18 protein-coding genes and 1 other RNA gene are annotated in these 16,582 nt (G+C 45.0%); 18 read left to right on the top strand and 1 reads right to left on the bottom strand.

Features of this window, described 5'->3' with window-relative positions; all coding sequences use genetic code 11:
• The 14 genes from ybeY to rnpB all read left to right on the top strand — a co-directional run bounded on the left by ybeY (position 1) and on the right by rnpB (position 11,593).
• Entirely contained in the window at positions 1-624 is a 624-nt protein-coding gene (gene ybeY / locus BM210_RS13090; RefSeq protein ID WP_091168726.1) for an rRNA maturation RNase YbeY, read from the top strand.
• Positions 621-1,319 carry a diacylglycerol kinase family protein gene (locus BM210_RS13085; RefSeq protein WP_091168723.1) on the top strand — a complete coding sequence of 233 codons (699 nt, stop codon included), beginning with the start codon at positions 621-623 and terminating at the stop codon, positions 1,317-1,319. Before ybeY ends, BM210_RS13085 begins: the two co-directional genes overlap by 4 nt.
• A gap of 16 nt (positions 1,320-1,335) precedes the next feature.
• Positions 1,336-1,752 carry a cytidine deaminase gene (locus tag BM210_RS13080; RefSeq protein ID WP_091168720.1) on the top strand — a complete coding sequence of 139 codons (417 nt, stop codon included), beginning with the start codon at positions 1,336-1,338 and terminating at the stop codon, positions 1,750-1,752.
• A complete protein-coding gene (gene era, locus BM210_RS13075) occupies positions 1,752-2,663 on the top strand; it encodes a GTPase Era (protein ID WP_091168718.1) in 912 nt (303 codons plus the stop codon). The genes BM210_RS13080 and era overlap by 1 nt, the downstream gene beginning before the upstream one ends.
• A 143-nt stretch (positions 2,664-2,806) precedes the next feature.
• The gene (locus tag BM210_RS13070; RefSeq protein WP_091168715.1) at positions 2,807-2,947 is read left to right on the top strand and encodes a YqzL family protein; all 141 of its coding nucleotides are present in this window, start codon (positions 2,807-2,809) and stop codon (positions 2,945-2,947) included.
• A gap of 30 nt (positions 2,948-2,977) precedes the next feature.
• Positions 2,978-3,724 carry a DNA repair protein RecO gene (recO, locus tag BM210_RS13065; protein WP_091168713.1) on the top strand — a complete coding sequence of 249 codons (747 nt, stop codon included), beginning with the start codon at positions 2,978-2,980 and terminating at the stop codon, positions 3,722-3,724.
• 115 nt (positions 3,725-3,839) lie between these two features.
• Positions 3,840-4,652: a pyruvate, water dikinase regulatory protein gene (locus BM210_RS13060; protein ID WP_091168711.1), complete on the top strand. Its 813-nt coding sequence runs from the start codon at positions 3,840-3,842 to the stop codon at positions 4,650-4,652.
• A gap of 88 nt (positions 4,653-4,740) precedes the next feature.
• Positions 4,741-5,235, top strand: coding sequence for a YaiI/YqxD family protein (locus BM210_RS13055; RefSeq protein ID WP_091168709.1), 495 nt, complete (start codon positions 4,741-4,743; stop codon positions 5,233-5,235).
• A 40-nt stretch (positions 5,236-5,275) separates the two neighbouring features.
• The gene (dnaG, locus tag BM210_RS13050) at positions 5,276-7,108 is read left to right on the top strand and encodes a DNA primase (RefSeq protein WP_091168706.1); all 1,833 of its coding nucleotides are present in this window, start codon (positions 5,276-5,278) and stop codon (positions 7,106-7,108) included.
• 51 nt (positions 7,109-7,159) lie between these two features.
• Positions 7,160-8,290: an RNA polymerase sigma factor RpoD gene (gene rpoD / locus BM210_RS13045; RefSeq protein ID WP_076230131.1), complete on the top strand. Its 1,131-nt coding sequence runs from the start codon at positions 7,160-7,162 to the stop codon at positions 8,288-8,290.
• 128 nt (positions 8,291-8,418) lie between these two features.
• Positions 8,419-9,261, top strand: a complete 843-nt coding sequence (locus tag BM210_RS13040; RefSeq protein ID WP_256223582.1) for a hypothetical protein — start codon at positions 8,419-8,421, stop codon at positions 9,259-9,261.
• Between the two features lies 1 nt (position 9,262).
• Entirely contained in the window at positions 9,263-10,033 is a 771-nt protein-coding gene (locus BM210_RS13035) for a tRNA (adenine(22)-N(1))-methyltransferase (protein WP_091168703.1), read from the top strand.
• A complete protein-coding gene (locus BM210_RS13030; RefSeq protein WP_091168700.1) occupies positions 10,000-11,115 on the top strand; it encodes a Nif3-like dinuclear metal center hexameric protein in 1,116 nt (371 codons plus the stop codon). Before BM210_RS13035 ends, BM210_RS13030 begins: the two co-directional genes overlap by 34 nt.
• A 70-nt stretch (positions 11,116-11,185) precedes the next feature.
• An RNA gene (gene rnpB / locus BM210_RS13025) (RNase P RNA component class A) lies at positions 11,186-11,593 on the top strand.
• Between the two features lie 59 nt (positions 11,594-11,652).
• Here the strand turns inward: rnpB and BM210_RS13020 are convergent.
• Positions 11,653-13,581, bottom strand: a complete 1,929-nt coding sequence (locus BM210_RS13020) for a S8 family peptidase (RefSeq protein WP_091168698.1) — start codon at positions 13,579-13,581, stop codon at positions 11,653-11,655.
• Positions 13,582-13,775: 194 nt separating this feature from the next.
• Here BM210_RS13020 and BM210_RS13015 point away from each other — a divergent pair, with 194 nt between their 5' ends.
• From BM210_RS13015 to BM210_RS13000, 4 genes are all read left to right on the top strand, one after another.
• On the top strand, positions 13,776-14,276 hold the full coding sequence (locus BM210_RS13015; protein ID WP_091168695.1) for a DUF3907 family protein: 501 nt from the start codon (positions 13,776-13,778) through the stop codon (positions 14,274-14,276).
• Positions 14,277-14,349: 73 nt separating this feature from the next.
• Positions 14,350-15,495: a glycoside hydrolase family 15 protein gene (locus tag BM210_RS13010; protein ID WP_091168692.1), complete on the top strand. Its 1,146-nt coding sequence runs from the start codon at positions 14,350-14,352 to the stop codon at positions 15,493-15,495.
• A gap of 46 nt (positions 15,496-15,541) precedes the next feature.
• Complete coding sequence (locus BM210_RS13005; RefSeq protein ID WP_091168690.1) at positions 15,542-15,751, top strand: DUF1540 domain-containing protein; 210 nt, start codon at positions 15,542-15,544, stop codon at positions 15,749-15,751.
• Between the two features lie 97 nt (positions 15,752-15,848).
• Positions 15,849-16,541: a lytic transglycosylase domain-containing protein gene (locus BM210_RS13000; protein ID WP_091168688.1), complete on the top strand. Its 693-nt coding sequence runs from the start codon at positions 15,849-15,851 to the stop codon at positions 16,539-16,541.
• Positions 16,542-16,582 lie beyond the last annotated feature (41 nt).

Here is a 16,582-nt window from a genome sequence, read left to right as displayed (position 1 = left end):
ATGTCACTACGACTTGAATGGAGCAGTGAGCAAACGCATTATGAAATTAAACCGGAGCTTGTTGAAAAGCTGGAGCTGCTGCTGCAGCTTGCCGGGAAATCCGAGCAGGTTGCAGAAGGCGAGGTTGCTTTAACCTTCGTAGACGATGCAGAAATTCAACGTTTAAATAAAGAATATCGTGGACTCGATAAACCTACCGATGTGCTTTCCTTTGCCATGAATGACATCGGAGAGGATGAAATGGAGATCATCTATGTAGATGAGAGTGACGATGAGGATGATTATGTAGACGAAGACGATTTGGATGATATTGAACGACTTGACAAATCAGATGAAATCGACGATTCTAACGAACATGAGGTTGAATTCCAACTTCAGGATGACGAAGATGAGGATGGACTTGTCACGATCTTTGAGGAACCTCTTGGGGATATCATCATTTCTGTACCTAGAGCTATCGAGCAAAGTGAGGATTACGGGCATTCTGTAGAGCGTGAGTTAGGTTTTCTATTCGTTCACGGATTCCTACATTTGATCGGCTATGATCATGATAACGAAGAAGCAGAGAAAATCATGTTTGCTAAGCAAGAGCAAATATTGCAGCAGGCAGGTTTGATTAGATGAATTCAAAGGTAAAGTGGCGTAGAAGCTTTCGGTATGCGTATGAGGGCATTAAGTATGCTCTATCTACACAACGCAATATGAAATTTCATTTTTTTGCCGCTTTTATCGTACTGCTGTCAGCACTTTACTTGCGTTTACCCAAGCTGGACATTCTGTTTATATTAATGGCTGTAACCTTGATGATCGTAACCGAGCTTATCAATACAGCGATTGAAAAAACAGTTGATCTAGCTATGCCCGATCGTCATCCCCTTGCCAAAATAGCCAAGGATGTGGCCGCAGCCTCCGTACTGGTGTCTGCGGTTTTTGCAGCTATAGTCGGGATGGTCGTTTTCTATGAGCCTATTGACCATCTAGTTCGCAGCGCGAGAAAGGCTGAAGGACACAGCTTTTCGGCAGCTATGGTATGGATATTGCTCAGTTTGGTCATCCTGACGATTATTGTGCTGGAGACGAGATTCTCGACCAAGGGTACCCGGTTCCGTTTCAGCTTGCTCGCAGCGTTGGCCTTTGCAATTGCTACTTTTATTGCCTCTTATGTTTCGATTACTTTTGTCGCATTATTAGCTTATTTACTTGCCTTTCTTGTTATGCTGGTGCTTTACGACAAGCGCAGTCGTTCCTTTCCATCCCTGATCCTTGGTGGACTAATTGGAAGCTTTGTAGCAGTATGTGTCTATTATTTAGTGAATTAAGAAAGGAACGATGCAAATGGATAAGCAGCAGTTGGTTGGATTGGCAATGGAAGCAAGAGAGAAGGCATATGTGCCTTACTCCAATTTTAAAGTAGGAAGTGCTCTGCTGGATTCGGACGGACATGTGCATCAGGGCTGCAACATTGAAAATGCCGCCTATGGCCCGACGAACTGTGCCGAGCGCACAGCGTTGTTTCGTGCTGTTGCTGATGGTAAAACCCCTCGGACATTCCGTGCTATTGCTGTCGTTGGCGATACACCAAGCCCGATTACCCCGTGTGGTGTATGCAGACAGGTTTTAATTGAATTATGCGCTCCGGATATGCCGGTTTATATGGCGAATCTACAGGGGGCCATTATAGAAACGACCGTTGCCGAGCTGCTTCCTGGAGCTTTTACCCAGAACGATTTAAATGGAGGAACAACAGACTAATGACATCATCTACCCCAAAGAAAGTTTACAAATCAGGTTTTGTTGCTATAATCGGACGTCCCAATGTCGGTAAATCGACTTTGATGAACCAGGTCATTGGCCAAAAAATTGCCATTATGTCAGATAAGCCGCAAACGACACGCAATAAAATTCACGGCGTGTATACGACCGATGAGGCACAGATCGTATTTCTTGATACACCCGGAATCCATAAACCCCAATCCAAATTAGGCGATTATATGATGAAAGTCGCAGAAAGCTCCCTCAAGGAAGTAGATGCGATATTGATGCTTATCGATGTCGTGGAAGGGCTTGGCGGCGGGGATCGGTTTATTATTGAGAATCTGAAAAAGGTAACTACTCCGGTTATTCTTGTTATGAACAAAATCGACCAGATCCAGCCGGAGGCACTGCTCCCGATTATTACACAATATAAAGATTTATATGATTTCGCAGAAATCATTCCGGTATCCGCGATGAAAGGCAACAATGTTAATACCCTTCTTGAGCAAATTACGAAATATTTGTCGGAAGGACCACAATATTATCCTGCAGATCAGGTAACGGACCATCCTGAGCAATTCGTATGCGCCGAGCTGATACGCGAGAAAATTCTGCATCTAACCCGTGAGGAGATCCCGCATTCCATTGCTGTTGGCATCGAAGACATGAAGGTTGAACCCAACGGTGTTGTTCATATATCCGCTATTATTTATGTGGAGCGTGATTCACAAAAAGGAATCGTTATCGGGAAAAAAGGCGCACTGCTTAAAGAAATCGGACAAAAGGCGCGTTACGACATTGAAGCGCTGCTCGGCTCCAAAACTTTTCTTGAATTATGGGTCAAAGTGAAAAAGGATTGGCGTAATCAGGACCGTGTTTTGCGCGACCTAGGGTTCCGTAACGAATAGCCGATTGGTGCCAGTTATTGCTTAACATAATTATCGCTCAAACGTATCATCCTATACTATCGCCAGATACCGTCCAGCACATGATTGAAAGGGAAGCTTTTCTGCTATTAGCAGACGCTTGGCTTACGGAGGGATGATGCAGCATGAGAGATTTTTCGTGGCAATATTTTTCGTTAACAGGTGATGTGGGTGCATATCTGCTTTATAAGGAGATCGATAATGACTCCGATTCAATTGAACCGGAGGAGGACTTGGAATCAGAGTCCGATGATGGGTTAGATTAGCCTTTTACGTGGGCTTGGAGGAAATCGGCGATGCAGTATCAAGTACAAGGAATCGTCATACGGAGCATGGATTATGGGGAAGGCAACAAAATCATTACCTTGTTTACTCGTGAAATGGGCAAAGTAGCAGTGATCGTCCGCGGTGCCAAGAAGCTTAAAAGTCGTTATGGTTCTGTTTCCCAACTGTTTACTTTCGGAGACTATTTGTTTTTTAGATCGGGCCAGCTGGGAACCTTAAAACATGCGGAAATTATAGATTCGCACCATAGGATTCGGGAGGATCTTCATTTGTCAGCATACGCTTCCTATATGGCTGAGCTGACTGATCGCTTACTCGCTGATTATGAGGCGAATCCCTTCTTGTTTGATCAACTGAATTCAGCTTTCCAAGGGCTGATTGAGCAGAAGGATATGCAAATTGTCGCATTCATTTATGAAATGAAAATATGGGCCCAATCGGGTTATTTGCCAGAGCTTGAGGTTTGTGTAGCGTGCAGAAACGATAGCCATACAATGGCCTTCAGTCCGGCACTCGGCGGTATGCTCTGTGAGAAATGCCGGCATAAAGATCCTCAAGCGCTGTCGCTATCCCCGGGAACACTCAAGCTCATTCGCTTATTTGCACAAATGGATATACGAAGACTCGGACAAATTGATGTTAAACCGGAAACCAAAGCAAGTCTCAAAAGATTGATGAGGGCTTACTTCGATACCCATATCGGAGTGGCGCTAAAAACGCGCGGCTTTCTGGACCAAATGGAGAAATATGGGGTTTGACATTATTCTTCTGTTTTGCTAATATAATAAATTACATTAAATTATTCCTCGTCATGAGTCTCGCACAGGCTTGTTGGCGAGTTCTTTTTTTGAAAAGGAAGGAAGATGTGTGCTGATGACGGATAAATCCAATCCAATAATTTTTGTTGCTTCCGACGCTGCTGGTGATACAGGGGAAGCCGTTGTCCACGCGGCTGCCGTTCAATTTTATCCTCATTTGGTAGATGTGCGTATTATGCCCTTTCTTGAAGACCAGGAGGACATCGACAAATTGATTCAAACTGCGTCAGAACGTGATGGAATTATTTGTTTTACGCTTGTTATTCCTGAGCTTCGTGACTATTTGATTCAGCAGGCGATGATGCACCAATTGATACATATTGATTTGCTGGGACCTGTGCTCAACGCTTTAGAGCAGAAAATGCAGCAAACCTCACGTCATCAACCGGGCATGATCCATTTGTTGGACGAAGGTTACTTCAAAAAGGTAGAAGCGGTCGAGTTTGCGGTTAAATATGATGACGGACGAGATTATACCGGCGTGCTGCAGGCCGATATCGTATTGGTTGGCGTATCGAGAACGTCCAAGACTCCATTGTCGATGTATTTGGCACACAAAAAGTTCAAGGTTGCGAATGTACCGCTTGTTCCGGAAATTCAGCCGCCCGAGCAATTGTTCACAGTTTCGAACAAAAAAATTGTCGGACTGCGCATTGATCCAGACAAGCTTAATGTCATCCGCACGGAGCGTTTAAAAATGCTTGGGCTGCCCCGAACGGCTTCCTATGCCAATGTGGAGAGAATCAATCTCGAGCTTGAATACGCAGACCGGATCATGAAACGCATCGGCTGCACCGTGATTGATGTATCCAATAGAGCTGTGGAAGAAACAGCTGCTTTGATCATGGAATGGTATCGGAGCAGGTAATGCTTTTTATAAAGCAGGAAGCAGGATTTTTTCTTTCTTCAGCGTATATATTAGATATAGTGCTATTTGTTAGCACCTAAGTGAAGCTATGCTTACTCAGAAAGATGTGGTCAACATTCCTAAAGCACACAAAGTTATTGTGGATGCCGACGCTTGCCCGGTGAAGCCGGAAATTGTAAAGGCGGCTGCTCCTTTTGGAGTTGGTGTGCTGATGGTTGCTTCCTATGACCATAGACTGGCTCCCATGGACGGAGTAGAGATTGTACAAGTTGATCGTTCCGATCAATCAGTGGATCTTTATATTGTGAATCGAATTGCGGCAGGTGACGTACTAGTAACCCAAGACTTTGGTTTAGCTGCTCTTGCCTTAGGCAAAAAAGCGATAGCCTTGTCGAATCGGGGGCAGCAGTACACAGATCTGACGATTGATTTTTTGCTGGACCGCAGGCATGAACAGGCCAAGCAGCGGCGCGGAGGCAAACACACTAAAGGCCCGAGGCCTTTCACAGAAGAAGATAGACATTTTTTTCTACAATCTTTGACAAAAGTTTTGAAAGGCTTGCAGGAGATTTCCGAGAGTTAGCGAATATTATTACGTGTTAATTTGAATGAAGGTGGATAGAATGAGTAACGGACGTATTCCAGAAGAAGTCATCGAAAAGGTACTAAAGCATCATGATATTGTCGATGTCGTAGGCCGTTATGTCCATTTAAGCAAGCAGGGTCACTACATGAAAGGGCTTTGTCCTTTTCATTCTGAGAAAACTCCTTCCTTTACCGTCACACCTGAAAAGCAAATTTATCATTGTTACGGCTGTGGTGCCGGAGGCGGAGCTATACGATTTTTAATGGAGATTGAAGGCTTTACCTTCATCGAAGCGATTAATCAAATGGCTGCTGAAGCGAATCTGGATCTCGGTATTGATCTTGGATCGGATACTCCATCCCAGCAAAATCCGGAAAAAACAAAGCTGTATGAAGCTTATGAATTTACTGGAAAGCTGTATCAGCATATTTTGAAAAATACCGAGCAAGGCAAGCAAGCAATGGAATATTTACGTTCACGGGGGTTAAATGATAAGCTGATTGACACGTTTGGTATTGGCTATGCACCATCCAATTGGGACACATTGGCCCAGCTGCTGGAGAAGCGTCAATACGATTTACCGCTTATGGAAAAAGGAGGACTTTTGTCTGCAAGACAGGAAGGACAAGGGTACTTTGACAAGTTTCGCGACCGGATCATGTTTCCTATCCACGACTGGAAGGGACGACTGATTGCTTTTGCGGGAAGAGCTATGGGTGAGGCACAGCCCAAATATTTAAACAGCCCGGAATCGATGCTATTCCATAAAAGCAAAAGCTTGTACAATATGCATCTGGCCCGACCGCAAATCCGCAAGCTGCAGCAAATTGTAGTATTTGAAGGCTATATGGATGTAATCAAGGCTTGGGATGCCGGCATTACGAACGGTGTGGCAACCATGGGCACAGCATTAACGGAAGAGCACACGGATGTGATCCGCAAGCAAGCCGATCAAGTGACTGTAGCCTACGATGGTGACTCAGCGGGACAAAATGCAGCCTATAAGAGCATACCAATTTTGGAGCAGGCCGGTTGTTTGGTCAAGATAGCCATGATTCCGAATGCGCAGGATCCGGATGATTTTATTACCCATCATGGTTCTGAACGATTTGTACGGGAAGTTATAGAAACCGCCGTACCGTCGATCAAATACAAACTTCTTTATTTTCGCAAAAATTTTAAACTGCAGGAAGATGGGGAAAAGCTTCGCTACATGCAGCAAGCGCTCAAGATTATTGCAGACATTACGTCTCCAATTGAAAGAGAGCACTACGTGAGGGAACTGTCTACAGAATTTCGTTATTCCTTTGAAACGACTTTGCAAAACCTGAACGAGATCAGGCTCCAAGCGGAAAAAAGTAGTAGCTCCGGGGATAATAAAGCGAAAGCGTGGAATAATGTTAGGAATGAACGAACACCCCGGGAACAAACTCCCTCTTTGCTTCCAGCCTATTACAATGCAGAGCGTCAGTTACTCGCAATTATGTTATTCGATGCTGACATCACGCTTTATGTAGAGCGGAACTTGGGAGACCAATTCAATGTGGACGCTCATAATGCCTTAGCCGCTTATTTGTACGCATATTTTGGGCAAGGGTATGAGCCAAACTTTAGCAGCTTTATTGCGATGCTTCAGGAGGAAGAATTGGAGGGATTGGCAAGCTCGATTGCTATGATGGGCAACTCTCATGGAGTGAATGGTCAGGTTATCGACGATTGTATAAGCACCATCAAAAAATATAAGCTTCAACAATCCATCAAGCAAAAAACAGAAGAAATGATAGTTGCGGAACGATCAGGTGATCTGAAGATGGCCGGTCAAATTGGTAATGAGATTACATCCCTAGTCAAACAATTAAAATCATCATGATAAGTCCTTTGAATTTATCTTTGATGGCTCTAGGGAGGAGGGAGTTAGCATATGGCGAACGATCAACACACGGAGATAGAGACAGAGTTGACGTTGGATCAGGTAAAGGACCAGCTAGTAGAGCTTGGAAAAAAACGTTCATCTTTAACTTATAAGGATATCATGGAGAAGCTGGCTCCTTTTGATCAGGATCCTGAACAAATCGATGAGTTTTTCGAACAGCTTTCGGAAATGGGTATTGACGTAGGGAATGAATCGGATGAAGATAACGAAATCAGCCCGATAGATCGTGATCGCGATCGGGAACATGACGATTTTAATTTTGAGGATGATATTTCGCTGCCTCCAGGAATTAAAATAAATGATCCGGTTCGAATGTACTTGAAGGAAATCGGCCGAGTGCCATTGTTATCTGCTGAAGATGAGATCGATTTGGCAAAACGTATCGAACTCGGTGATGAAGAAGCCAAGCGGCGGCTGGCTGAAGCTAACCTGCGTCTGGTAGTTAGTATTGCCAAGCGTTATGTTGGACGCGGTATGCTGTTTCTGGATTTGATACAGGAAGGCAACATGGGTTTGATTAAAGCAGTAGAAAAGTTTGATCATGATAAAGGTTTTAAATTCAGTACGTATGCGACTTGGTGGATTCGTCAAGCGATAACCCGCGCAATTGCCGACCAGGCAAGGACGATCCGGATTCCGGTACATATGGTTGAAACCATTAACAAGCTCATTCGTGTTTCCCGTCAATTGCTTCAAGAGTTGGGGCGCGAACCGACACCGGAAGAAATCGCTAAAGAAATGGATCTAAGTACGGATAAGGTTCGGGAAATAATGAAAATCGCTCAGGAACCGGTATCGTTGGAGACTCCGATCGGTGAAGAGGATGATTCCCATTTGGGTGATTTTATCGAGGATCAGGAAGCACTTGCTCCTGCTGATGCAGCTGCCTACGAGCTGTTGAAGGAACAATTGGAGGACGTATTGGATACGTTGACAGAACGCGAAGAAAATGTTCTTCGGTTACGTTTTGGACTCGATGACGGACGTACACGTACGCTGGAGGAAGTGGGTAAGGTGTTTGGCGTGACCCGGGAGCGGATTCGTCAGATCGAAGCCAAGGCTCTGCGGAAGCTGAGACATCCAAGCCGCAGCAAACGTCTGAAAGATTTTCTAGAGTAATCCGGTTAGACCTTTCTGCAATTGCAGTTAGGTCTAATTTTTTGTCTGAGCATTACCGATAAATAAATGACAGAAATGATATAAATCAGGGAAATGGCTGCTCAGTATTGAAGAGGTGATCGTGTTCAATGGCAATGGACGAAAAAAGAAGAATATTAATTTTGGAAATTGAGCATTGGCGTAAAAGTAAGCTTTTACCGGAACATTATTGTGATTTTTTGTTAAATATTTATTTGGAGGATTCATCTGAAAAACCAAAGTCCAGTTCTGGATTTCTCGGCGTTACCCCAACTGCTGTGAAAGACAGTAATTGGGAAATATGGGTTTTGATATTTGTGATAACTGCCCTTATTTCTTATGCTGCTCTTAATTTTACCGCTTTTGAATTACCAATGCAAATGGGCCTTTCGATGCTGCTTTTGTTTTGTTGTTATACGTTAGGAAGCCTGCAGCGATCCAATGAGCCGCTACGGGCTCAAATATTGTTTGGTGTAGCCTCCCTATTTCTGCTGTTCATTGGTGTATTCATGCTCAAGCTGCATGGGATACAAAAGCCAGTGCTGGTTGTTGGATATGTGGCTGTATGCAGTATCATTTGGTTAATAACTGGGCTGTTGTCAAGATTCATGCTTTTTCAATTGTGTGGATGGGTTGTTCTTATCTTTTGTTACGGCTGGCTGCTGCATTACCAACTGGATTTGGCCAATTGGATTACGCTGGAGCTTAGCTGGGTACCGCTCAGTATCGTGTTTGGCTGGATGGGCTGGATGATACATGATAAAAGCAAGCAGATGGGAACCGTTTTTTTGATGTTGAGCTGCATCATTTGGTTCATGCCTGAATTATATGCTATGCTGTATTCCGAGCTGTACGGTGAGGATATCGTACAAATCGTTTTAATAAGCAAGTTGTTTATTGAAGCAAGCTTATTGTTTGCTTTAAGAAAAAAATGGATAGAGTGGGTTACCTAATATGCTGCGAATTTCAAAACGTTTGGAAATGATTGCTAATGAAGTACCAACAGGAAGTCGATTGGCTGACATTGGCTCGGATCACGCGCTGCTTCCGGTTTATCTGGCTCAGCAAAAGCAGATTGTGAAAGCAGTCGCTGGAGAAGTGAATTTGGGGCCCTTTCAGGCAGCCTCCAGGCAGGTTCGTGAATCTGCACTCGATCAAGTTATTGATGTTCGTCATGGAAACGGTCTTGAGGTTGTGGAGGCCGGAGAAATTGACGTGATAACCATAGCGGGTATGGGCGGTGCCTTGATAGCCGATATTCTCGAAGCCGGCAAGGATAAGCTGTCCGGTGTAAATGTACTTATTTTACAGCCAAATGTTGGCGAATCGAATGTGCGTTCGTGGCTTATTGCGCATCATTGGATATTGCAAAACGAACAAATTCTTGAAGAGGATGGCAAGATCTATGAGATTTTGTCAGCAGTACCGGCTCATAGGAGTCAAATGTCGAATGATGTGCTTTATCGTGAGCGCCATCTTTCAGATGGAGTAACGGTTAATCATGAGATGCTGCTGAAGCTGGGTCCAATGTTGCTGGATAATCCTCAGGATGTATGGTTTCGAAAATGGGAGTCTGAACTAGAGAAGCTGGCCATGATAGTACAACGGCTTGGACTATCCACACTTCCAGAATCCAGAATGAAGGAGCTTGAATACCAGCAGGAGATTGAACGAATCAAGGAGGTACTGGCATGCTTGCAAAAGGACAAACCGTTATTCAACTAATGGAGGAACTGGCACCCAAGCATTATGCGGTTCCTGATGACAAGATCGGTCTGCAATTGGGCACCCTGCAAAAGGAAATCAGTAATGTGTTGGTGGCTCTTGATGTGAACGATGAGGTGATTGATGAAGCGATACGCCTGCAGGCTAATCTAATTATTGCGCACCATGCGATTATTTTCAGGCCGCTTGCGCATTTACAAACCGATTCGGTGGCAGGGAAGCTGTATGAAAAGCTGATCAAACACGATATTTCTGTCTATATATCACATACGAATCTAGATGTGGCAGATGGTGGAGTCAATGATATGATGGCGAATGCTATTGGCTTAACCGGGCTGTCACCGCTTGAAGAATTACATACTGATAAGCTCAAAAAACTCGTTGTGTTTGTGCCTGAGCATCACATGGAGCCAGTCAGAGAGGCGATATTTCGCGCTGGCGCGGGTTCAATAGGGAAGTATAGTCACTGCAGCTTCGCTGATGAGGGAACGGGAACGTTTTTGCCTGGGGCTGGAAGTGAACCCTTTATCGGAAAGCAGGGAAAACTGGAGCAGGTACGTGAGGTGCGGCTGGAAACAATCGTGCCGCAAAGCGTCGAACGGAAAGTGGTTCAGGCGATGATCAAGGCTCATCCTTATGAGGAAGTGGCCTATGATCTATATACATTGGATTTAAAAGGCCGAGCTTACGGTCTGGGCAGGGTCGGCAAGCTGCAGGAGCCTATTACCTTAGAGCAGCTGTGCGAGCTTGTCAAAGCTTCCTACGAGGTTCCGGCGGTCCGTCTTGTTGGTGATCCACAGCGACGGGTACAGAAGATCGCTGTTCTTGGCGGTTCCGGTGGCAGATATGTACGCCATGCTTTATTTGCAGGTGCGGATGTACTTATAACCGGAGATATCGACTATCATATGGCCCAGGACGCCATGGCTGCGGGGCTTAGTATTATTGATCCAGGCCATAATGTTGAAAAGATAATGAAGCGCGGCGTAGCCGATTATTTATTTGCCAGACTGCAGGAAAAGAAGTCCGGTACTGGCGTATTTGCTTCGCAAATCGATACAGAGCCATTTCGATTTGTGTAAAATGTGAGGAACAACGAATTCTTGTTGTATTTTGCAGCAAATCCCTGTATACTATCCTTTGCACATCAGGAAAGCTTGACAGACAATCGCTGGTGAGAAATCACGAGAGGAAAGTCCGGGCTCCGCAGGGCAGGATGCTGGATAACGTCCAGTCAGCGCGAGCTGAAGGCTAGTGCCACAGAAATGGACCGCCGATGACGTGGAAGTGATTCCACGAACAGGTAAGGGTGGAACCGTGGTGTAAGAGACCACGAGGAGATATGGTGACATATGTCCTGGTAAACCCCATCTGGTGCAAGACCTAATGGAACGCACGCCCCTCCGGGGACAGTCCTTGCCCGGGACGCGTTCGGGTTGGTCGCTTGAGCCAAACGGCAACGTTTGGCCTAGATAGATGATTGTTGCTTCAATGGTGGGAGGCTGGTAGCCGTTACGACCACTGGAAGTACAGAACCCGGCTTAAGTGCAAGCTTTCCTGTTACCAATGAAAAAACCGCCTCTAGAGGCGGTTTTTGTGCGTTATCTGTGTAATTTCGATCATGGAGTTTGCATCCGTTCGAGCAGCCTTTGTGCCCATGAGGTCCAGTAATCGAGTCCGCTTATAACCTTAGTTTGATGAGCAGGTTCTGCAGGCGTTGTCTGCTCCGTCATAGCGGCTCCCTTGTGGTTTACTGCGCTCTTTAACGCGGCCACAACATCGATTATGCCGTAACCAAAATATTTATCTTTGCCTGCGGGTCCTGCGTCTGTGGCGGTGTCACGCATTATTTGCATCACTTCTTTATTTTTAAGTGATGGATTGACCGAGCGGATAAGCGCAGCCAGAGCAGTCACGTGAGGGCTCGCCATTGAAGTTCCGGACAATGCTGCATATTGATTGTGTGGATAGGTGCTGGCGATGTTGACTCCTGGTGCTGCAACATCGATGTAGTCTCCATAGTTGGAGAACGATGCCTTATTCCGGTTTGCATCTGTTGCAGCGACTGCGAACACTTCCGGATAAGCCGCAGGGAATCCAGGCTGCTCCGAATTATCATTACCACTAGCCGCGATAAGCACAACATCATGATCAAAGGCATAACGAATGGCATCATGTAAAAAATTGGCATCGGCATAGTTACCCAGGCTCATATTGATAACTTTAGCCCCATGATCCGTTGCCCAGATAATTCCTTGCGCTACCGCATACGTACTGCCTGCACCGCTTTGATCAAGCACCTTGACGGGCATGATCGGGTTATACCAGCTCATTCCTGCTACACCCAATCGATTGTTCACAATGGCTCCTATAACACCTGCGACATGCGTACCATGGCCAACATCGTCCATCGGCTGCATTTCGGAGTTGACCACATTGTAGCCGCTAATAAGCTGATCCTTCAGATCAGGGTGATCCAAATCTACGCCAGTGTCAACAATTGCAACGCGAACGTCTTTGGAGCCTTTGCTTATTGCCCAGCCAAGCTCGGTATCGACGGAAGGAAGATTCCATTGATATCGCTGGTACAGTGAATCATTTGGCGCCAGTATCGTGCTGTCTGTTGTTGCCGTCTGAGGGCTGCGTGTGGGATTGCTGTTTACAGCGCTATTCGTCATATACAAAAAGTGTGGCTCAACATATTCGATGTTCCGTTTCTGAAAGTAGCTCATCAACTGCTTGGCTTCCATCTGCTTGGATTCAAATATATAAGTATACCCAAGCTTTCGGTAAGGCTTTGAAGCTACAATATCTGTTTCAATTTGTGATAAATCCGCATCGCTTGGTTGAGTCTTGAATCGGACTACAACCTGATTGACATGATAATGGCTGGTGCCTTCATTTTGCTCAGGATGATCGACTTTGACGTCCTTCAGTGTTCGGGAATCTACGGATTCGATTTTATAACGGTTGTCGCTCGGATAAGTCACGATCCTTAAATTGTTAAGCTGATGGTTTTCAACCTGCTGCAAAATGCTTTGTTTAACCACACCCAGCAGTGCCTCACCGGATTCCGCTGAGGGGACACCAAGCACAAAATAAGTGGAGCCATTAACATCAAATGGTGCGGATTGGTAAGATTTTCCTTGAGCTGTGCTCGTTTTGGCTTGCATCAATTCCGCTTGTGCCTTTGCCTGCACGGAATCATGGATACTGCCGGACTGAATTCCTTCTTCCAAAGATTTACTTTGGTCGGTCCAGATCAGTTTCTCCATGTGTGGATGTTCCGCCTGAAGCTGCTGCATGCCCGATAGCTTGGCTTCGGTAGTTTCTTTTTCCTTCAAATGCAGCATACGATCAAGCTCCAGATTGCACTGGCTGCGGCATAGCTCACCAGTGATTTGCAGGTCCTGCTGAAGCAAATTCTGCTTGGATAACATCTCGGCAGCGGGCGATAATGTCTCGAATTTGAGCGGATCCTCATTGCGAGGAAATAATAATACGCCGAAAGCGAGCACCATAACAAAAGCTAAAGCATATTTCCACATTGGGTGGGCCCCTCCCTTATAATGATATCGTTAGCGTCTCCGTAGGATGGTTTTTTACTACCGGAAATCATCGCCTTTAACATTTTGGACAACAGACACTTTACGAGTTACTTTTAGCTGAAATTATGGTAGGATAAAGGTGTAACTGATCTGCTAAAAAAAATGAAGTTGTTGATTAAAGGAGGTCCTGCGACATGACTGTGCTTAATGTGAAAAATTTATGTGAAACTACGAAGTACAAGCTAAATGAAGCAACTGCAAAAATCGAAAAATTTCTGAATGATCATTCCTTACAAGAGCTCAATAAGGAGCAAGAACCTGAGATGGATGAGTTTTACAAAGGATTCTTGTCGGATACCAGGCATTTGCTTGTTTTCAGTGAAGTTGCCTATGAGAAGCTTGGTATGAGTTTGCGTCGTCCGAGCTTTAATGTCGAATATGCGGAAAAAGTTCTTTATGAAGTTTATCATAGTTCGGTGAACAGCTTTTTTTATCCGAAACATGAATGCTATTCCGAGGATGGACGTTATGCGTATACTGGACAGGATGCGATTCGCTTCCGCAAGAAACCGGTTCGTGAGGTACGTGATTTGACTATCGAGCTATCTAAAATTTTTGAAACGCTTCGGGAAGATTTGACTTATTATGAAACGGATTATATTACCCAAAAACGGATGCAAGGTGAGAGAGTCTAATCTCGCTTCATTGTCATGATGAAAAAAGGTGCTATGTAGCATCTTTTTTTATTTTTTAGGAGGAAATGTAGCGATGAATGGACAAAAGAAGGATTCGAAGATTTCCACAGAACAGTTGACTCAAATAAGCAAGCAGCTCATTTTATGGAATCAGCATCCAAGCGGCGGGTACACGGCATGTCCGCTGTTCGCAAATTATGCCTACAGCTGGCTTAGAGATGGCAGTTTTATTGCGAATGCGATGGATGTTTCTGGAGAATCGGAGAGTGCAGCTCAATTTTATGTATGGGTAAACCAGATCGTATTGCGCTTGGAAAGCCGTATTGAGCTGCTTCTGGAAAAACATGAGCGTGGGGAATACATAGAGCAGCATGAGTTTTTACATACGCGATACCAGTTGGATGGTCGGGATGATGATAATGCGGAGTGGGGACATTTTCAACTTGATGGCTATGGGACTTGGCTGTGGGGGCTTGTTCAGCACTATCAATTAGTTGGTCAAACTGTGATGCCTGAGTCTGTCTTGAACGGTGTCAATCTGGTGGTCCGTTATATATGCGCATTTTGGAAACAGCCGAATTTTGATTGCTGGGAGGAACGCGGAGATCAACTGCATCCTTCAACTCTTGCATGTATTTATGGTGGGCTTCAAGCAGTCGGAGTATTCAATGACCGTTCGGATTTGCTGGATATATGTTCGCAAATTAAGCAGTTTATAGTGGATCATATGATTCATCCTGAAGATGGATATGTTGTGAAAAGCTTACGTCCTGCGCCAAGTGGGAATCATTACGAAATTGGCTATGCTGGACTAGATGCCAGTACGCTGTGGTTGTGCGAGCCGTTTCATGTATTTACTGCAGATCATCCTGTTATGGCTGCTACAATCAACAAGATCGAAGCGGATTTGAAAACAGAAGATGGCGGGATCAGACGTTATACTGAGGATGAGTATTATGGTGGTGGCTCATGGATTCTACTTACGGCTTGGTATGGCTGGGTGTCCGCGGCCTCAGGTAAACGGTTTGAAGCTGAGCAGTCCCTTCAGTGGATTGCAAATCAAGCGGATGTACTGGGACGATTGCCAGAACAGGCGCCTCATAATAAGACCAACTCGGAAGTTTATCATAGCTGGCTGAGCCGTTGGGGAACACCTGCGACGCCATTGCTGTGGTCACATGCGATGTTCCTTGTCCTTAATTACCAACTCGCTAAATAGTATGGGCTTTTCAATCCCCGGGTACATTGATATAGGGGTGATGAAAATGCCAGATGTGAACTGCAGTGTAGCCAATTGCACTTATTGGGCAAACGGTAATAAATGCAACGCGAAGTCGATATTAATCGATATCGATCAGCATGCTAATGTTGATGTGTCAACGGAATTTGCTGGAGAACATGGTTCTACAGAGCACAAGGATTATGCAGACAACACACGAAACACCTGTTGTCATACGTTTAAAGCAAAAAAGTAAGGGAATGAATGACATTATTCTAAAATTTGTCTAGCTGGTCGTACCAAAAAAGTGTACAATAAGGTATCATCTTGTACACTAAGGAGCATTGTCTTCTATGAATATTGATCCACGAATGCTTAAAGAGCTTTTGCGTATGCAATTGCTGTACAAAACGAACATTCTTTCCGACAAAAGTTCAGGTGCGGGCAATGATGAATCTGAATTTTCTGAACTGCTAAATGATTTATTGTCGCAAAACACGGATAATTCGATGTTTAACCGTGCAGCATCTGTTCCAGTAACTCAAACTGCACTAAAACCTAGCGGTCTAAGTCCTTTATTTGCTTCCGCCAGTTCATATCGTACGGGCACAACAGCAGGTTCATTGCAAGCTGCGGAGTTGGACCCGTTAATTCAAGAAGCGGGCCGACGTCATCAAGTTCAACCGAGCCTAGTTAAAGCCGTGATTGACGCTGAGTCGTCCTTTAACTCAAAGGCCGTGTCGCAAGCTGGCGCCAAGGGCTTGATGCAATTGATGGATGCAACGGGTAAAAGCGTTGGTGTGAACGATCCGTTTGATCCTGTACAAAATGTTCAGGGCGGAACCAAGTATTTATCGAATCTGTTGAAGAAATATGATGGGAATCAGGGTGTGGCTCTAGCGGCCTACAATGCAGGCTCCGGTCGTATCGACCGCTTGGGCATTGCTAACGACAATGATTTGGCAGCCAAGATGAGTCAACTTCCCAAGGAAACTCAAGCTTACGTTGCGAAGGTCATGAATTTACAACGCAGTTATGAGGGATAACGATTAGAAATCCAAGACCTAATGCAAGTACCCTTACTCGT

Source organism: Paenibacillus sp. 1_12, from assembly GCF_900114475.1.
Classification (GTDB): Bacteria; Bacillota; Bacilli; order Paenibacillales; family NBRC-103111; genus Paenibacillus_S.
Note: the sequence above shows the minus strand (reverse complement) of the source record. Positions and strands in the feature narration are given on the sequence as shown.

Excerpts from the sequence above, each read along its gene's own strand:
- BM210_RS13020 (WP_091168698.1), bottom strand. The coding sequence starts at position 13,581 with ATGTGGAAATATGCTTTAGCTTTTGTTATGGTGCTCGCTTTCGGCGTA.
- BM210_RS13085 (WP_091168723.1), top strand. The coding sequence starts at position 621 with ATGAATTCAAAGGTAAAGTGGCGTAGAAGCTTTCGGTATGCGTATGAG.
- BM210_RS13060 (WP_091168711.1), top strand. The coding sequence starts at position 3,840 with ATGACGGATAAATCCAATCCAATAATTTTTGTTGCTTCCGACGCTGCT.
- BM210_RS13080 (WP_091168720.1), top strand. The coding sequence starts at position 1,336 with ATGGATAAGCAGCAGTTGGTTGGATTGGCAATGGAAGCAAGAGAGAAG.
- ybeY (WP_091168726.1), top strand. The coding sequence starts at position 1 with ATGTCACTACGACTTGAATGGAGCAGTGAGCAAACGCATTATGAAATT.
- BM210_RS13005 (WP_091168690.1), top strand. The coding sequence starts at position 15,542 with ATGCCAGATGTGAACTGCAGTGTAGCCAATTGCACTTATTGGGCAAAC.
- BM210_RS13035 (WP_091168703.1), top strand. The coding sequence starts at position 9,263 with ATGCTGCGAATTTCAAAACGTTTGGAAATGATTGCTAATGAAGTACCA.
- rpoD (WP_076230131.1), top strand. The coding sequence starts at position 7,160 with ATGGCGAACGATCAACACACGGAGATAGAGACAGAGTTGACGTTGGAT.
- BM210_RS13000 (WP_091168688.1), top strand. The coding sequence starts at position 15,849 with ATGAATATTGATCCACGAATGCTTAAAGAGCTTTTGCGTATGCAATTG.
- BM210_RS13070 (WP_091168715.1), top strand. The coding sequence starts at position 2,807 with ATGAGAGATTTTTCGTGGCAATATTTTTCGTTAACAGGTGATGTGGGT.
- BM210_RS13015 (WP_091168695.1), top strand. The coding sequence starts at position 13,776 with ATGACTGTGCTTAATGTGAAAAATTTATGTGAAACTACGAAGTACAAG.
- dnaG (WP_091168706.1), top strand. The coding sequence starts at position 5,276 with ATGAGTAACGGACGTATTCCAGAAGAAGTCATCGAAAAGGTACTAAAG.
- BM210_RS13030 (WP_091168700.1), top strand. The coding sequence starts at position 10,000 with ATGCTTGCAAAAGGACAAACCGTTATTCAACTAATGGAGGAACTGGCA.
- BM210_RS13055 (WP_091168709.1), top strand. The coding sequence starts at position 4,741 with ATGCTTACTCAGAAAGATGTGGTCAACATTCCTAAAGCACACAAAGTT.
- BM210_RS13040 (WP_256223582.1), top strand. The coding sequence starts at position 8,419 with ATGGCAATGGACGAAAAAAGAAGAATATTAATTTTGGAAATTGAGCAT.
- recO (WP_091168713.1), top strand. The coding sequence starts at position 2,978 with ATGCAGTATCAAGTACAAGGAATCGTCATACGGAGCATGGATTATGGG.
- era (WP_091168718.1), top strand. The coding sequence starts at position 1,752 with ATGACATCATCTACCCCAAAGAAAGTTTACAAATCAGGTTTTGTTGCT.
- BM210_RS13010 (WP_091168692.1), top strand. The coding sequence starts at position 14,350 with ATGAATGGACAAAAGAAGGATTCGAAGATTTCCACAGAACAGTTGACT.